Annotated in this window: 23 protein-coding genes and 1 riboswitch; of the genes, 4 read left to right on the top strand and 19 right to left on the bottom strand. The window is 33.8% G+C overall.

The features are described from left to right. Positions 1–43: 43 nt before the first annotated feature. Positions 44–598: a cysteine hydrolase family protein gene (locus M1D73_RS06815; RefSeq protein WP_000184436.1), complete on the bottom strand. Its 555-nt coding sequence runs from the start codon at positions 596–598 to the stop codon at positions 44–46. Between the two features lie 10 nt (positions 599–608). Continuing rightward, on the bottom strand, positions 609–1,019 hold the full coding sequence (locus tag M1D73_RS06810) for a carboxymuconolactone decarboxylase family protein (protein WP_000439756.1): 411 nt from the start codon (positions 1,017–1,019) through the stop codon (positions 609–611). Positions 1,020–1,145: 126 nt separating this feature from the next. On the opposite strand from M1D73_RS06810, the gene M1D73_RS06805 reads away from it, so the two are divergent. Next, the gene (locus M1D73_RS06805) at positions 1,146–1,598 is read left to right on the top strand and encodes an Lrp/AsnC family transcriptional regulator (protein ID WP_001175498.1); all 453 of its coding nucleotides are present in this window, start codon (positions 1,146–1,148) and stop codon (positions 1,596–1,598) included. A gap of 100 nt (positions 1,599–1,698) precedes the next feature. Then, positions 1,699–1,881, top strand: coding sequence for a DUF3913 family protein (locus M1D73_RS06800; RefSeq protein ID WP_000707107.1), 183 nt, complete (start codon positions 1,699–1,701; stop codon positions 1,879–1,881). A gap of 28 nt (positions 1,882–1,909) precedes the next feature. On the opposite strand, the gene M1D73_RS06795 is transcribed toward M1D73_RS06800, so the two are convergent. The 11 genes from M1D73_RS06795 to M1D73_RS06745 form a co-directional block, all read right to left on the bottom strand. Beyond that, positions 1,910–2,923, bottom strand: a complete 1,014-nt coding sequence (locus M1D73_RS06795; protein ID WP_000558808.1) for a CPBP family intramembrane glutamic endopeptidase — start codon at positions 2,921–2,923, stop codon at positions 1,910–1,912. A 202-nt stretch (positions 2,924–3,125) separates the two neighbouring features. Continuing rightward, complete coding sequence (locus tag M1D73_RS06790; protein WP_000475456.1) at positions 3,126–3,902, bottom strand: ABC transporter permease; 777 nt, start codon at positions 3,900–3,902, stop codon at positions 3,126–3,128. After that, on the bottom strand, positions 3,902–4,804 hold the full coding sequence (locus M1D73_RS06785; protein WP_000528788.1) for an ABC transporter ATP-binding protein: 903 nt from the start codon (positions 4,802–4,804) through the stop codon (positions 3,902–3,904). The genes M1D73_RS06790 and M1D73_RS06785 overlap by 1 nt, the downstream gene beginning before the upstream one ends. A 14-nt stretch (positions 4,805–4,818) precedes the next feature. Continuing rightward, positions 4,819–5,610 (bottom strand): ABC transporter permease, encoded by a 792-nt coding sequence (locus M1D73_RS06780; protein WP_000080432.1) that lies wholly within the window; start codon positions 5,608–5,610, stop codon positions 4,819–4,821. Continuing rightward, complete coding sequence (locus tag M1D73_RS06775) at positions 5,607–6,305, bottom strand: ABC transporter ATP-binding protein (protein WP_000137744.1); 699 nt, start codon at positions 6,303–6,305, stop codon at positions 5,607–5,609. The genes M1D73_RS06780 and M1D73_RS06775 overlap by 4 nt, the downstream gene beginning before the upstream one ends. Next, positions 6,302–6,682 (bottom strand): GntR family transcriptional regulator, encoded by a 381-nt coding sequence (locus tag M1D73_RS06770; RefSeq protein WP_000687512.1) that lies wholly within the window; start codon positions 6,680–6,682, stop codon positions 6,302–6,304. Before M1D73_RS06770 ends, M1D73_RS06775 begins: the two co-directional genes overlap by 4 nt. 216 nt (positions 6,683–6,898) lie before the next feature. After that, entirely contained in the window at positions 6,899–7,867 is a 969-nt protein-coding gene (gene nrdF, locus M1D73_RS06765) for a class 1b ribonucleoside-diphosphate reductase subunit beta (protein WP_001203029.1), read from the bottom strand. An 81-nt stretch (positions 7,868–7,948) separates the two neighbouring features. Continuing rightward, a complete protein-coding gene (nrdE, locus tag M1D73_RS06760) occupies positions 7,949–10,033 on the bottom strand; it encodes a class 1b ribonucleoside-diphosphate reductase subunit alpha (RefSeq protein ID WP_001215839.1) in 2,085 nt (694 codons plus the stop codon). Continuing rightward, entirely contained in the window at positions 10,020–10,379 is a 360-nt protein-coding gene (gene nrdI, locus M1D73_RS06755; RefSeq protein ID WP_000959447.1) for a class Ib ribonucleoside-diphosphate reductase assembly flavoprotein NrdI, read from the bottom strand. The genes nrdE and nrdI overlap by 14 nt, the downstream gene beginning before the upstream one ends. Positions 10,380–10,856: 477 nt before the next feature. Further along, entirely contained in the window at positions 10,857–11,174 is a 318-nt protein-coding gene (locus M1D73_RS06750) for a hypothetical protein (RefSeq protein WP_121868151.1), read from the bottom strand. A gap of 100 nt (positions 11,175–11,274) precedes the next feature. Next, on the bottom strand, positions 11,275–11,469 hold the full coding sequence (locus M1D73_RS06745; RefSeq protein ID WP_000356684.1) for a hypothetical protein: 195 nt from the start codon (positions 11,467–11,469) through the stop codon (positions 11,275–11,277). Positions 11,470–11,803: 334 nt separating this feature from the next. Here M1D73_RS06745 and M1D73_RS06740 point away from each other — a divergent pair, with 334 nt between their 5' ends. Then, on the top strand, positions 11,804–12,382 hold the full coding sequence (locus tag M1D73_RS06740) for a GNAT family N-acetyltransferase (protein WP_000619542.1): 579 nt from the start codon (positions 11,804–11,806) through the stop codon (positions 12,380–12,382). Between the two features lie 35 nt (positions 12,383–12,417). Here M1D73_RS06740 and M1D73_RS06735 read toward each other — a convergent pair whose 3' ends face one another. Together M1D73_RS06735 and M1D73_RS06730 are read right to left on the bottom strand one after the other, a co-directional pair. Continuing rightward, positions 12,418–13,020 carry a hypothetical protein gene (locus M1D73_RS06735; protein WP_000703104.1) on the bottom strand — a complete coding sequence of 201 codons (603 nt, stop codon included), beginning with the start codon at positions 13,018–13,020 and terminating at the stop codon, positions 12,418–12,420. An 88-nt stretch (positions 13,021–13,108) separates the two neighbouring features. Continuing rightward, positions 13,109–13,264 (bottom strand): hypothetical protein, encoded by a 156-nt coding sequence (locus M1D73_RS06730; RefSeq protein WP_000461432.1) that lies wholly within the window; start codon positions 13,262–13,264, stop codon positions 13,109–13,111. 260 nt (positions 13,265–13,524) lie between these two features. Between M1D73_RS06730 and M1D73_RS06725 the strand changes: the two genes are divergently transcribed. Then, positions 13,525–13,710, top strand: a complete 186-nt coding sequence (locus M1D73_RS06725) for a YkvS family protein (protein ID WP_001165082.1) — start codon at positions 13,525–13,527, stop codon at positions 13,708–13,710. Between the two features lie 48 nt (positions 13,711–13,758). Here the strand turns inward: M1D73_RS06725 and queF are convergent, their stop codons facing one another. From queF to queC, 4 genes are read right to left on the bottom strand one after another with little or no spacing between them, the layout of a single operon-like run. Beyond that, positions 13,759–14,256 (bottom strand): preQ(1) synthase, encoded by a 498-nt coding sequence (gene queF, locus M1D73_RS06720; protein ID WP_001986050.1) that lies wholly within the window; start codon positions 14,254–14,256, stop codon positions 13,759–13,761. An 18-nt stretch (positions 14,257–14,274) separates the two neighbouring features. Beyond that, the gene (gene queE, locus M1D73_RS06715; protein WP_000036294.1) at positions 14,275–14,991 is read right to left on the bottom strand and encodes a 7-carboxy-7-deazaguanine synthase QueE; all 717 of its coding nucleotides are present in this window, start codon (positions 14,989–14,991) and stop codon (positions 14,275–14,277) included. Further along, positions 14,984–15,475 (bottom strand): 6-carboxytetrahydropterin synthase QueD, encoded by a 492-nt coding sequence (gene queD, locus M1D73_RS06710; RefSeq protein WP_000368414.1) that lies wholly within the window; start codon positions 15,473–15,475, stop codon positions 14,984–14,986. Before queD ends, queE begins: the two co-directional genes overlap by 8 nt. Beyond that, positions 15,475–16,137 (bottom strand): 7-cyano-7-deazaguanine synthase QueC, encoded by a 663-nt coding sequence (queC, locus tag M1D73_RS06705; protein ID WP_000711595.1) that lies wholly within the window; start codon positions 16,135–16,137, stop codon positions 15,475–15,477. The genes queD and queC overlap by 1 nt, the downstream gene beginning before the upstream one ends. Positions 16,138–16,230: 93 nt before the next feature. Beyond that, a riboswitch (PreQ1 riboswitch) is annotated at positions 16,231–16,274 on the bottom strand. Positions 16,275–16,354: the final 80 nt, after the last annotated feature.

Below are 16,354 nucleotides of genomic sequence, written 5' to 3'. Positions count from 1 at the left end.
CGAAATATTCTTATTTTTTTCTACATAATTCGCAATTATTTTCTTAAAATAATTTTAACACTTCTTTTGTCGTCACAATCGTAGCAAACTCTTCATGTAAATTTACAAGTGTCATATTGTGAATATCTTCTGCACTATACTCTTTACCATCTAAACCTATACGGTTAAAAGTAGCCGTTGCATCACTCACTAAATATGTTGTAAATCCTAAATTCCCTGCCATTCGTGTCGTAGTTTCCACGCAATGATTTGTCGTTAATCCTACAACCACTACTGCATTACATTTGTTCTTTCTTAATTGCTCTTCTAAATTTGTCCCAATGAACGCGCTGTTAACGAATTTCTGAATAACCACTTCACCAAGTAGTGGTTGCACTTCTTCTTTAAAGTTTACCGTTTCCGCTCTCTCATAAAACATTGACTGAGCATTTTCTTTATTTACATGTTGAATATGAAAAACTGGTCGTTTCCTTTTTCTCCATTCTTCTAACAAAATTCTCATGTTTTCTTCAGCAAAAATATTATTTCTCTCGCCCCAATCTGGTAATTGAAATGCCTTTTGTACATCGATTATGATAAGTGCTATTTGATTTGTCATCATTTCCCCCTTAATTTGGCTGTAATTGAAATAGAAAACCAAGTTGTTGTGACGCAGTAATAAAGCAAACATAGGCGCAAAGCTCTACAATTTCTTTTTCTGTCCAATATTGTTTTAAAGCGTGAAACATAGTATCATCTATTGCTTTTCGGTCATGAACAAATGTATGCGCAAAAGTAACGGCTACACCAATCTCCTCTGCCTTTTGCACATCATCAGGTCTTCCCTTTGCCATACAGTACGGACATTCATTCCCATACGCTAATGTTCTTCTCACTTGCTCCTTTAACTCTGCTGAAAGAGTCCCTTTATTGTACAGTGTATCTTCTAACGTACTCCACGAGTGTAATATATCCGAATTATGCCCTAATAACTTTTGAAACTTTGTATCTCCTACATTTGATAATGAAATTCTCTCCATCATTTCCCCTCCTATTTCCTTCTGTTTTATTGTAAAATAAATAACGTTCACTTTACATTTCATATGAATCTTAATTTATATTTTTCCTTTACAAAAATCATTATTTTACTGGAGGTATATTTACAAATGCAACTAGACCGTGTTGATCGAAAAATTTTAAATGAATTATATAATGATAGTCGCCTTTCTATGCGTGAATTGGCGAAACGAGTAAACTTATCTGCTCCGTCTACTGCAGAACGTGTTCGTAAACTTGAAAGTGAAGGCGTTATTCAAAAATATACAATCGATATCGACTATAAAAAAGCAGGACTAGTTTTAGATTGTATTTTAGAAATCACTTTAAAAAATGGTGATACAACACGTATGCAACAGTTTATTCAGTCTTATCCATCTGCAAGTTTTTGTTACCGAGTAACAGGAAGCTTATGCTACATTGTAAAAATTTCTGTTCCTTCACTCGTTGAACTTGAAGAATTTATCAATGATGTTTCTTCATATGCAACGACAGTTTCTCATATCGTATTATCAGAAGTATCTCTTACTCCTGATATTGAACATATCTTCCCAGAAGATTAATTTATTTTTATTCATAAATTATAAAAAAACCCCTTACAATAAGAATAAAAATAATATATTATGTATTAAAATACATAAAATTCGAGAAAGGGGCTTTACATTGAAAATCTGGTTTTATGAAAAAACGGCACAATTAGATGACTTGCTTGGTATTTGGGACAATGTTCCGACCATCCCGCGAATTGGTGAAAAAGTGGAGATTTTAAAGACAGTCCGCACTGTTACAGATATTAAATATGTCAAGAACGGTAATAATTTTCGTGTAGAAATTATTACAAATTAAAAAGTAGCTCCTAAGAGCTACTTTTTAATTATCTATTATGTGCTTTCTTTATAACGATTTTATCTTCTTCTACAGCTACTGTTACATAATCATTTTCTTCTAACCGAAGCTTATTTACAGCCTCATCTGGTAACTCTATGGCCATCAATCTATCGGTTACGATCACTTGACTATACACTTCATTTTCTTGTGATGAATTCACTACTTTTTGCTCATTTATAAAACGTACTGGTGGCACGCCAACTTCTTTTACTGTACGCCATTGTTTCCAAACATACGGAATTAACCATAGTAATCCAACAACTGTAAGACCGATACCGATCCATAAATTACTTTGCGCTTGTAATTCAGTAATTGAGATTGTACCACTTTCTTCTCCACCGAAAAATTGCATACTTGTTGCAATCAAATTATTTAGAGCGTGCACAGCTATATTCGTCCATATATTTTTTGTCTTTATGTATAAAAGACACATAACGACACCAAACATGAACGCACCAATAACATCAAAATGTCCTAGGCCAAAAATAATTGAAGATATAATTACAGCTTTTTTAATTCCCCATTTATGAGCCATTCGCTGTAAGAAAAATCCCCTAAAAATAACCTCTTCCATAATAGGTGCTAACACACATGCTGAAATGAAAGTAAATATCGTCATATATACGTTACTCGTATTAATAACATTTCCGTCTTCTAGCATAGTAACTAAGAAATTCGGTAACGTATGTGCTAATATGTAAAATTGAATCTGAGATATGCCAACTGAAAAAATCATCCCCATTATCGTTGCTAATACAATTAATCCCCAAGATAAACGTCCTGGCTTATCAAAAAAACTGTTAAATACAATATTATTTTTATTTGTTTTTACGTATAGCCAAAGTAATGGAAATACAAAAAATACAGTTATTTGTGAAATAACCTCCATCGTATTCTCAGAAACATTTGCTAGACCTAATGGTATCATTATAAGGAACACCCCTATAATCATCCATCCAAAAAAGCTGCGTAGCCTTATACGTGAAAATGCATAGTGCATATAGAACACCTCCAAAGATAGTAAAAGTAAATGGTCGGATAACTACATTATAATATGAATATAGTTGAAACCCTTCCTATTTTTCTCAATTACTTTCAAACAACATAGCTCTTAAAATACCATATCGCTGTTCTTCAAGTTGCAATCCAAGTGAAATTTATGTAATAAAAATCCCCGTTTTTACAAGCGGGGATTTCTTTTATTATAATACGTCACGTTTTTGGAATAATGCACTTGATGCTACAAGTAACACAACAAAGTATGCAGCTACAAGTAATAATGAAGTTGTAAACGTAAATTCTGTAAATGTTGGTTCCATTCCACCATTGATTAATTTATTACTATCGTAAGCTCTTAAATCCAAATGGTTGAATACTACAAACTTCGCTACACCTTTTGCAAACATTATTAATACCATATTAATTGCACCTTGTAAGAAGAATAGGAACATCGTAATAATTAATGGTAATACAGATTTTCTAAAGACATTTGCTAGGAAAAATGCAAGTGTTGCAAAAAAGAACGGTGAAAGTAGTTGATATAAAGTGGACTTCATAACGATTCCTAATGTTAATTCTGTTTTACTACCATCCATTACAATACCGCCAATAATCATTGCAATTAGCATACCAGCTAATACGATAAATAACATTGCTAATAACACTGTAATATATTTAGAAAATAAAACTGCAAGTCTTTTTCTTGGACGGATTAACAATTGTTTAATTGTACCTTTTTGGAACTCATCAGTAAGAGTACGGGCAGCAAGTGTAATCCCAAAAATCGTTGTAAATAAAACAATTAAGCCAATCTCTGAGTTTGCATAATCTAAATATGATCCCTTAAACTCATCACCTTTTCCCCACTTCAACATTGCTAAAGTACCTAAAATTTCGAGTGCCGCAATGACACCCATTAAAATATACATACCTTTTTTCGCATGCAACTTTAAAAATTCATTTTGAATTAATTTAAACATTACGCTTTCACTCCCCCAGTAATCGCTAAGAACTCATCCTCTAACGTTTTATTTTGAACAGTAACTCCGTATACAAGCACATCAGCATGAACAAGTTTTTTTACAAGTTGCGGAATGTTGTCTTTTGTTACAGATGCTACAATTACATTCCCTTTTGCTTTACCTTTAATGATTTCATTTGCTTTCTGAACTTCATCTACTTCAAACGCTACAACGACTGCCTCATCATGTTTCACTTTTTCATGTAAGTTGTACTCTTGTACAAACTCACCTTGTTTAATAATAACGACGCGATCACACATTAATTCAATTTCACTCAATAAGTGACTTGATACGATTACAGCAATATTCTCTTCTTTCGCTAAACGTTGTAAATAATCACGAATTTGGCGAATACCAGCTGGATCTAATCCATTTGTCGGTTCATCTAAAATTAAGATTTTCGGCTGATGCAGTAATGCCTGTGCAATTCCTAAACGTTGTTTCATACCAAGTGAATATGTTTTCACCTTTTTATGAATCGCATGCTCTAACTCAACAAGCTTTACAATCTCAGCAATGCGCTCTTTACTAATTGGTGTAATGGCCATGTTCGCAAAATGCTTTAAGTTTTGCATCCCTGTCATATAATCATATAGTTCAGGATTTTCTACAATCGCTCCAATTTGCTCTAGTGCCTTTTCACGCTCTGAGCGAATACTATGTCCACAAATTGTAATATCGCCCTCTGTCATTGAAATAAGACCTGTCATCATACGGATCGTCGTCGTCTTACCGCTACCGTTCGGTCCAAGGAATCCGTATACTTCTCCTTCACGAACCTCAAATGATAAACCACGAATAATTTCCGTTCCACCAATCTTTTTTCGAACATTCTCTAACTTTACTACTACGTTTCCCAATGCTGATTCCTCCTTTAGACTTCTAGTTTTTTATCGACTATGTGACCTGTAACTACTAGTAATATAATTGTTAATAAACAATTAAAAAATAGATTTAAAATTGTAACCTCTGTACCAGAATAAAATGATGTATTTAAAAAACCATTTTGATCTATAAATCCAATATTATTTATAGCAAACACATACTTTTCTATTTGCTGAAAAATATACGTTATTCCTCCATTAAATGCGGTAAAAATGACGAATAAAACTAAACAAGCAACTTTATTCATAGATGATTTCACATTTAATAGTTTTACAATTACTATAATGAAATAAATAGAAACTAGCATATTAAGAAAATCTAGTCCCCATAAGAAAATAGATAACATATGATGTAATATTCCATAATTATATAAACTGTGTATTGCTTGCTGAATACCTAAATTAGTTTTTCCATTGTAAATATTTAAAGAAAAATAGTATAGAAAAATGATTCCTATTCCTAGCAAAATCATAAAGAGTAGTACACAGAATAAACTATTTGCACATATATACTTTTTTGCTGAAATAGAAGTATAACGTAGCATAGAGTTTTTTAACATTTTCCGAAAAGACGATATACCTGTTAAAAGAATTGCAAATCCATTTATACCTAGTACGATAAAGAATATAATAATAATTATATCTTGCCTACCTGAAATTCTAACTCCTGAAACTCCTTTCATATTAAATAAAAGAATTAATGAAACTGTAATAAAACCAAAGTAAATAATGGCTATCTTTCTCTTATTACAATTATATAGATAAAGAAAAAGCTGACTCATTTCTCATAGGCCTCCTTAAACAGCTCATGTACTGCTTTACCCTTTTGAAATCGTAGTTCTTCCACATTTTCATGCATTATTATTTCTCCATCTTTCAAAAAGATTACTTCATCGAATATATTTTCGATTTCTCTTATTAAATGAGTCGATATAAGTAGCGTACAATCTTCACGATAAAATTTAAGTATTAACTCAAGTACATGTTCTCTAGAAACAAGATCAATCCCGCCCAATGGCTCATCCAGTACATATAGCTTCGCTTTTCGAGAAAACGTTAAAATAATCTGCAACTTCTCAACCATACCTTTTGACAATGCTGTAATTTTTTCTTCTAACGGTATTTTAAATTCTGCAATCGTATCTACCGCTTTTTGAATATCGAAGTCTTTATAAAAATCTCGATAGAAAAATAAAGCGTTTTTTACAGTCATCCAATCATCAAAGATTGGCTTATCGGACATAAATGAAACAATTTCTTTCGTCTGTAACCCTACCTTTTTACCGTCTATTGTAATACTACCTTCAGAAGGGTGTTGCAAGCCTGCAATCATTTTCAATAACGTCGTTTTCCCGCTCCCGTTATCTCCAACAAGCCCAACGATTTTCCCTTCCGTAATCTCTATGTTTAATTCACGGATCACTGCTTTTAATCCGTATCTCTTCCATAAGTTTTCTATTTTCAATAGCTCTGTCATTGGCTCTCCTCCCTCTTATCATGTAATGAAGAACGAAGAATTGTAAGAATTTCTTCTTCTGAAAAACCTAAATTGTCCATTCCATCTATAAAAGAATGAAGTAATTCTTTCGCCATCTCTTTTCGCAGCTCCATAATTTTCTCCCCTTCATTCGTTACATACCGTCCCATTCCTCTACGTGTGACAACAACTCCATCCCGTTCTAGCTCTTGAAATGTACGCTGAATCGTATTTGGATTCACTTGTAATTCACTCGCTAATTCACGGACAGAGGGAATTTTATCACCAGGTAATAAATGTCCTGTTACGATCTCTTTTTTTATGTATTCCATTACCTGAATGTAAATTGGTGTATTTGGAGAAAACTCTATTTTCATTTCTTCCCTCCTTTTGTATTAGTGTACTAGTTAAATAATACACCGATACAAAAAGTTTGTAAATACCCATTTAATTACAAAAAAGTTCTATCCGTTAAACGAATAGAACTTCCCAAATATAAATCGCTATACAAAAATAATAGTGTTATGTAAACAAAATTATAAAGAAAAACTGTCTTATCAATGAATAAGACAGTTTTTCTTTATAATCCTATATTAAAAGTTAAACACGAAGTCATCGTCAGCTAACTTTTCAACGTTCGTTGCTTTTACGTAACCATTTCCTTTTACAGAGAAGAAATCATGGTTTTTCGTATCTGTACGTAAACCATTTAAAACGATTGGGTTAATTTCTTCTTCTTCAAACTTCGGCTCAAGTCCTAAGTTCATAAGCCCTTTATTCGCATTGTAACGAACGAAACGATTTACATCTTCTACAAGACCGATAGAAGTGTAAATTTCTTCTGTATAGGCCATTTCAATTTCATATAGTTCCATTAATAACTCTTGTGTTTCTTTTTGCACTTCTTGTTGCTCTTCTGCAGAAAGTTCTGCGAAGATTTGTTGTGCTAAAATACCGACGAATACGCCGTGAATTGACTCATCACGAATTATCAAGTTGATAATCTCACCACTTGCTGTTAGTTTTCCTTGACCAGCTAAGTAAAGTGGATAGAAGAATCCGCTATAGAATAAGTAACTTTCTAAGAACACACTTGCTACCATTGCCATGTATAACTCTTTTTTTGTTACTTCAGGCTTTAATAAACGACGATAGTAACTAGTAATAATACCAGCTTTTTTCTCAAGTAACGGATGATTGTCTACCCAGTCAAAAATATCATCAATCTCTTCTTCTGTAGCTAATGTTGTGAAAATGTGACTATAACTTTTCGCATGTACTTCTTCCATAGCTCCCATGAAAGCTAATACACTTTTCGCTTGTAAATTTTCAAGATGAACCAGTACAAGTGGCATTCCTTCGCCACCTTGTTTCGTATCTAAAAGTGTTAAACCACCTAATACACGCTTATAAGCAATTTGCTCTTCTTTCGATAATTGCACCCAAGTATTTTTGTCAGACGAAACCGCAATTTCTTCTTCTGTCCAAAACTGAGCGATGTTTTGCTTCCAAAACATTAAACTAAAATCATCTTCTTTTTTGTTCCAGTTTACCGCACGCATTAAATCGCCCCTTCTCTAAATATGATAACTAAGCATGAGCAGGGTTCAGAAAACCCTGCTCATCATGTCTCACTTTTTATATTAAACGGTACAAGCCACACACTCTTCCACGCTTAATTTACGTGTTCTCGTATAATACAGACTCTTTAAGCCTTTTTTATGTGCATAGATGTAGTAACGTGCTAATTCACGTGTTGAAATATCACTATTAACGTAAAGAATTGTACTAATTCCTTGGTCAATATGTTCTTGAATTTCTGCGATTAAATCAATTAATTTAAACTGATTCATATCGTAAGAAGATTTATAGTACCAGAACGTATCTTTTGATAAATACGGCATTGGATAATATGTTGTCGCATTCGCATATGTTCTTGATTCGATTTGACTTACGATCGGCATTACGCTTGAAGTTGCATTTTGAACGTAACTGATTGATTGTGTTGGAGCAATGGCAAGACGATATGAGTTGTATAAACCATTCTTCTGCACTTGCTCTTTTAAACTTGTCCAATCTTCTTTTGTTGGAATATGAATTCCTTCAAATAGTTGCTGAACTTTTTCAGTTACTGGGCTGTAATCTGTCGTTTCATACTTTTCGAAGTATGTGCCATTCGCATAATCAGATTTATCGAAGTCCTTAAATGTCTCGCCTTTTTCTGTAGCGATTTCCATACTTTTCTCAATAGAGTAGTAATTTAACATCATAAAGAATGTACGAGCGAATTCTTTCGCTTCTGCACTTTCATAAGCGATTTTATTTTTTGCTAAATATCCGTGTAAGTTCATTGCTCCAAGTCCAACTGAATGAAGCTCGTCATTTGCTTTTTTCACAGTTGGTGCATTCGGAATAATCGTCATATCAGAAACAGCTGTTAAAGCTTCCATTCCCGCATGAACTGCTTCACGAATTTCTTTATTTTCCATTACGTTTACGATATTTAACGATCCTAAGTTACAGTTAATATCACGACGGATAATGTCATCTGTACCGTAATCATTTATTTCTGAAGTTTCTTGAAGCTGGAAGATTTCTGTACATAAGTTCGACATCTTCACAGTTCCAATATCCTTCAATGGATGTTGATTATTTGCATTTGATTTAAACATTAAGTATGGGTAACCAGACTCAAGCTGAATCATAGCGATTTTAATAAGCATATCACGTGCACTAATATCTAGTGGCTTCTTCTTCACTTTCGGATTGCTCATTAATTCATCGTACATTTCATCGATATCAATGTCATCTAAATGCTTTCCGTATTCTTTATACACCGTGTAAGGCGCGAAAACATGGAAAGGTTCGTTTTTCTCAGCAAGCTCAAAGAACTTACTTGGAACGATAATTCCGATTGATAGAGACTGAATACGGCTCTTTTCATCGGCATTTATTTTTTTTGTATCAAGGAATTCAATAATATCCCAATGGAAAATGTTTAAATATACTGCACCGGCACCTTTTCGTTGGCCAAGCTGATTCGCATATGAAAACGAATCTTCAAGCAATTTCATAACAGGTACTACGCCACTTGCAGCGTTGTCGATACCTTTAATTTGCTCACCGCGTGCGCGTAGTTTAGATAAGTTTAAAGCTACTCCCCCGCCGATTTTCGATAATTGCATCGCAGTATTAATGTTAAAGCCGATCGAATTTAAGCTATCGTCCATCTCTAACAAGAAACAAGACACCATTTCTCCTCTTCTGCTTCTTCCCGCATTTAAAAAGGTTGGTGTCGCTGGTTGGTAATTTTGTTTTACAATCATGCTTGCGAATTGTCTTGCCTTCGAAACATCACCGCGTCCTAAGTATAATGAAACAATTGCTACACGATCTTCATAGCTTTCTAAGTATTGTTTTTGATCATTCGTTTTTAACGCATAATCTTTGTAGAACTTAGATGCTGCCATATAAGATTGGAACTCGAAGTTTTCACCATAAGCGATGTTATATACTTCCTCTACTTCCTCCAAGCTATACTCGTCCAGAACGTTGTAATAGTAATCATGTTCTTTCATATACTCCATTCGCTCTGCCACGCTATTAAAAGGAACGGTATTCTCTCTAGCTTCTTCCATAAAGACTTCTAATGCCTCTTTATCTTTATGAAGCTGATAAAAACCGTCCTGCATTTGCGTGATTTCATTATTCAGTTCAATGTGTCGCAATCTCCCGCACCCTTTCCTTAAAATATTCTACATCGTTATTTGTTCCAGATAACTCAAATTTTGATACAATAGGCACTTCATATTTAGTAGAAATCTTGTCAGCACTTGCACCGAACATGTCTCCCCAGTTACGATTGCCGCTTGCAGATACGCCTTTTAATTTTTCATTATTGCGCTCTAAAAAGTCTAAAACACGTTCTGGTACATTGCCAAAACCTGTTGTATACGTAATAAGAATAAAGTCTTCATCTATTACTAGATCTTCATCAATTTGAACGGCCGGCATATTTAATTTGTGAATGAAACGCTTCACGTTTCCTGTCATAGAATCATATGCAACTAACATTTCCGACCCTCCCTCTCAAATCTATATTCTCTATATGTTGTTCTTGATTTCTCTATATATTGTATTACGTTTCAAAATAAGACACAAGATATATGTATAAATTCTTTCTTTTTTTAACTTTTACTTTTCGACATGATAGCCGTTTTTTTTCAATACAATGACTATGAAACAACATTCTAAAACTCATGTCAATAAAGTGCTTTTCAAAAAAGTTGTCAACGAATTTAACCTTATTTTTAAAAAAGTTAACAATATATTTTGTCATAAAACGGTAGATGCTGAAGAAATATATTTCTCCAGCATCACGCAAAAAAGAACAGATATGAAACTATAATCTGCTCTAAAAAACGATTACATTTATCAAATTTACCTTATTAAATATATTATACATATACTTTCGTTTCTCGTTACATACTAAAAGATAACTATTATAGAAAAAGATTATTATTATGGAACTTCAATTTATTTATGAAAAGTTTATTCAGAGTGCTCAATGCGCAAAATATCTTTTACAAATATATGATGCGGATTTTCATCTTTATCAATCATTGTACATACCGGAGCCTCTTCATCAAAGTATACAATCATTCCTTCTACGTACTGATATGTATGTCGAACTTGTACAGTTACTTTAATTTCTACTGCTTCTTCATATGCTCTTTTTATTTTCTGAAGCATTTTTGCTGAACATTTTCGTTTCTCTGGATACATAACCATTCCCATAAATCGATTGCCGGCTCTATCTTTCCACATATAATCCCAATGTGGTAAAATGCCTTGTCTAAAATCGCCCATAATTCCCCTCTCCTTTATCTTTTATTTATCCCGCATTAAACGTCCGATTGGTGAAAGGCTACTAATCAGTGAGAGATGCCCTGCTGATCAAAATTCCTCTTTATGAACGTGGCGTTTCTGAATATGTATAAATCACTTGCCCGCCTCGCTGTGCGTTACCAATGAAATGCTTAAAGTCTTCTCTATTTACAACAACTTCTCTGAACGTATAAAATACATCTTTCGTAACAACATACTCCTTTATTTCACCATTTTTTAGCTGATCTAAAATTGTATTTGCTAATTCTTTATCCATGTATTTCACCTCTCTGCAATATTTTATTTTATCGTATATTCTATAGGTCAACAACTGTAAATTTATCCCGCTATTTGCAGGTAGTGCGATTGGTGTTGACTACTAATCAGTCGTGGAATGAACAAAAAATCTTACTGATTAACGTTTCACTTTATCTCGTTGTTATGCCATGATTTTATTTTCGTTATTTCGCAAACAATATCGTTTTACTATATGTCCACTAAATATCATATACTAACATAGCTACTTCTCTATATCAAACATTTCGGCATTCAATTATGCAAAGTTCCATACCACTATGCTACAATATACAAATAGAACTAGGAGGGATACTATGATTCGGAAAGCAAAAAAGACAGATGCAATGGCAATAGCTCCTTTATTGTATAATGCTCTGCATGAAATTGCTGAAAAAATCACAGGTAGCACAGATGAAGCAGAAGTATTACTAGGACTTGAGACATGGTTCTCAAAAGAAAATAACCGTCTGAGCTACGAAAACTGTTTTGTCTATGAACAAGACGAGAGTGCAGTTGGAGTTATTGTCGCTTATCACGGTAGTGAAGCAACACAGCTTGACGCACCAATTGTACATCACTTAAGAGAATTACATAAAGATGAATCAATTACGTTAGAAAAAGAAGCTGAGCTTGATGAGTATTACATTGATACACTATCAGTTTCAAGTGCACACGGCGGAAAAGGTATCGGTTCTAAATTAATTGAAGCTGCCGAAATCTATGCAACTGAAAAAGGGCATGAAAAAATCGCTTTACTTGTTAATTTAGAAAACACACGCGCCTATTCACTATACGAAAAGTTAGGTTATAAAAAAGATGAAATTGTTATGCTAGTAGGCGAACCTTATGCTCATCTCGTAAAACCATTAAACGTCAAAATTTCTGTATCTTAAAAAGAAAGCACACGATTTATATAAATCGTGTGCTTTTATGTTAAATTCGTATTTAATATATTTCCATCCATCGCCTCGTGAAACGTATATGTTGTACATCCCCATGGCTTTCTATGCAAAATAGGCGAACCAGACCATCCCATTGCCCTCAGCTCCGTTCCAATCATCGAATTAAAATAATTATGACCTACAAGAGCAATACTTCCATGTACGAGAGCATAACGATGTAATACGTAAGCTGCTTGCCTTGCCCTCTCTCTTACTTCCTTATAAGATTCAACATTTTTATGGTAACCAAGTATCCATAATGCTCGTCCAATACACATCCATACGTTAAGTTTACACTTCAACCATTTTGGCGCATAAAAGCTCGCCGGAACTGCCGCTTCCCTAAAAAGAGAATTTTGTATAAAAGATAAAGAATCCATTAATTCAGCTGCTGACTGTACAGCACACTTTTGATCACTCGTTACAATCAATTTCGCTACTTCAACCGCTTCTCTTGTTTCCAATGGTATAGGTTGTTTTTCTGTTATAGTATGTAAGTCATATCCTTTTATCCATTCATGAAAGGATGTAACCGTCATTGGTTCTATAGTACAATCTAAGCGACCATGACGAATAAAAGAAATCTTCATTCTTTTCACTCTCCATTCATCACTTATGAACTCTATTATGCACTAGTTCTAAACATCATACCACGCAAGAAAATAAAGTTATATACCTTTACATCTCCCCACCACTATCATGTGTTATCGAAGCATGGATACCATCCATCCCATCAAAATATGTACTCGTATCATATTGACGAATCTTTTTTAAATGCATATAAGAAAATAAAAATAAAATTAAAGCTATAACACTCCCCACAAATTCAAACATCATTTTACCGCCTCTAATTTCTCCCACTTCAGCAGGTTATTCTACTTTTTCATTATACCTCGATATAAAGATTCTCGCATTTTTGCTATTTTTTTCAAAAAACATGGATTTTCTACATATTTTCTTACAAAAAGTGAATATTTTTCGAATTTTTACTTTGGAAACATTTACAAAGTAGGAAATATGGTTCAAAATAGGAGGAAATAAAAAAACCCAAATTTATTCTTTTTTTGGGAAAACTGTAACAAGGAGAGTTGCTTATGCAGATCGCAGAAACTGGAGATATCATCGAATTTAAAGGTGGAATGCAAGGCCGTGTTCAAAAAGTAAATCAAAACTCTGTTATTGTTGATATAACAATTATGAAGAATTTTAGAGAACTAGATATGGAACCTCTTACAGTTGTAAGTCATAAAAACTATACTGTCATTAATCAAAATGCATAATATAATAGAAAGAAAGGGCCTGTATACTATACAGGCCCTTTCTTTCTATTAACGATTATCAATTGTTTCCGGATATAGATCGTGGTTCATCATGCGGTAATCAGCCATTTGTTCATACTTCGTCCCTGGGCGCCCGTAGTTGCAGTATGGATCAATTGAAATGCCACCACGTGGTGTGAATTTCCCCCATACCTCAATATAACGTGGATCCATTAATTTAATTAAATCGTTCATAATAACGTTCATGCAATCTTCATGGAAATCACCATGATTGCGGAAACTAAATAAATACAACTTTAAAGATTTACTCTCTACCATTTTTTGCTCTGGAATATAGCTAATATAAATTGTTGCAAAATCTGGTTGTCCTGTTTTCGGGCATAAACTTGTAAATTCAGGACAATTGAATTTTACAAAATAATCACGGTTTGGATGATTATTATCAAATACCTCTAATATTTCTGGGCTATATTCAAATAAATATTTTGTATTTTGATTCCCTAGTAATGTTACATCTTTTAAATCTTCATCTAATCTTCCTGTCATTTTAAACATCCCTTCTCGTTATACGCCGCGCTTATTTCCCCATACTAACGCATGAAGCTGAGGCAATACTTTTGCATCATTCATCTCTTTACAATTTACAGCTTTATCAATCAGCCATTCATACTTATCTAATAATTTTTTTATAAGCATCGCATCATCCACTGTTTTTGTATCATCGTTTCCTACTTGTAAGAAAAATGGTACCTTTGGATAACGTTCGTGCATCTTAACTGCATATTCAAAATCATGATCATCGAATACTACTACTTTTAAACTAATATCTTTTCCTGCTAGTTTCTGAATAATAGCATCTAACCTCTGAAAATCTGTTTTCATCGTTGAACTTGGTGGTTTTGGAGAAATTGTTATCTCATCAATTTGAAGTAACCAATCTTGCCATTTACTCCCTTGCGTTTCAATTGCCGTTCGCATTCCATTTTCTTTTAATATAGAAAGAAGAAACTCAATATTTTTCAATAATGCCGGATTTCCACCTGAAATCGTAACATGAGAAAAATTTTCTCCTCCAATTGCAACAAGCTCATCCCAAATATCTTCTGGTGTCATCTGTCTAATTTGATCTTTAGCTGATCCATCCCACGTAAAAGCAGAATCACACCAAGCACAGCTATAATCACAACCAGCTGTACGGATAAACATTGTCTTTTGCCCTACAACCATTCCTTCACCTTGAATAGTCGGACCGAATATTTCTAAGACAGGGATTTTACTCATCAAGCATCCACTCCCGTCTTACTTCCGCATAACTAGTCGGCGTCTCAAATAAACGAACAAATTCAACGCGAGCTCCTTTATATTCGTTCACTCTATTCTCTTTTGTTAGTGCTTCTGCCATCTTTTCATAAATCCAAACGACCATATTTTCAGCAGTCGTATTCATTGCAGGTAACGTTTCGTTTAAATAACGATGATCTAGATAAATTTCTATTTCATTCTTCCAAATTTCTTTTATATCTCCAAAGTCAATTGCAAGACCTATTTCATTTACATATCCACTAATTCCAAATACAACTTTATATGTGTGACCATGTAAGTTTTTACATTTCCCTTCATAACAGTGTAAATGGTGTGCTGCATCAAATGTAAATTCCTTGCTGACCATTACTCTTTTATTATGGTATTTGAGTTGTTTACGCTGAATATCCTTGTCCATTTTTTGCAAATTCTCTACGATGCGAAATCCAAAAAAGTTATCCATTAGTTGTTCGCTCCTTCGCGTTCTTGTAGGTACGTATCTAATCCTGCTTTACGAAGTTGACATGCTGGACATTCACCGCAACCATCACCAATGATTCCGTTATAACATGTTAATGTTTTTTCTCGAACAAACTCAAATGCTCCAAGTTCATCTGATAATTTCCATGTTTCAGCCTTATCAATCCACATAAGTGGCGTGTGAATGACAAACGGGTAATCCATAGATAAATTTAAAGTAACATTTAACGATTTCACAAACACGTCACGGCAGTCTGGATAACCACTGAAATCAGTTTCACATACACCCGTTACAATATGACGTGCTCCAACTTGTTTTGCTAATACAGCAGCAAATGATAAGAAGAGTAAATTTCGTCCATCTACAAATGTCGATGGCAATTCACCTTCTTCATGTGTAATCTCCATATCCGTTCTCGTTAACGCATTTGGAGCAAGTTGATTTAATAGACTCATATCTAGTACCGTATGCTTTATTCCTAGTTCTTTTGCAATTTCCGCTGCACAATCAATTTCTAGCTTATGACGTTGATTGTAATTAAACGTTACAGCTTCTACCTCTGCAAACTGCTCTATTGCCCAAAATAAACATGTCGTACTATCTTGTCCTCCACTAAAAACAACAACTGCTTTTTCTTTTTTCATTTCACTCATTCTCCTTCTCTACTATAAATAAGAAGAAAGAACGTTCTTGAACTGTCACAATAAAAAAACAAAACAATACCTAAGGATATTGTTGTTTCCATAGTTTTTTATAGAGGGAGTTCGCGAACCTCTCCCGCGCAGTGCACGGAATTTCTTCTTTCATTGACATAGCTTATTGTAACATATTGTATACTAGCGTAAAAATTTCTGATTTTTC

The sequence above is a fragment of the Bacillus sp. PK3-067 genome (genome assembly GCF_056738645.1).
This window is presented reverse-complemented; position numbering and strand designations above follow the sequence as displayed.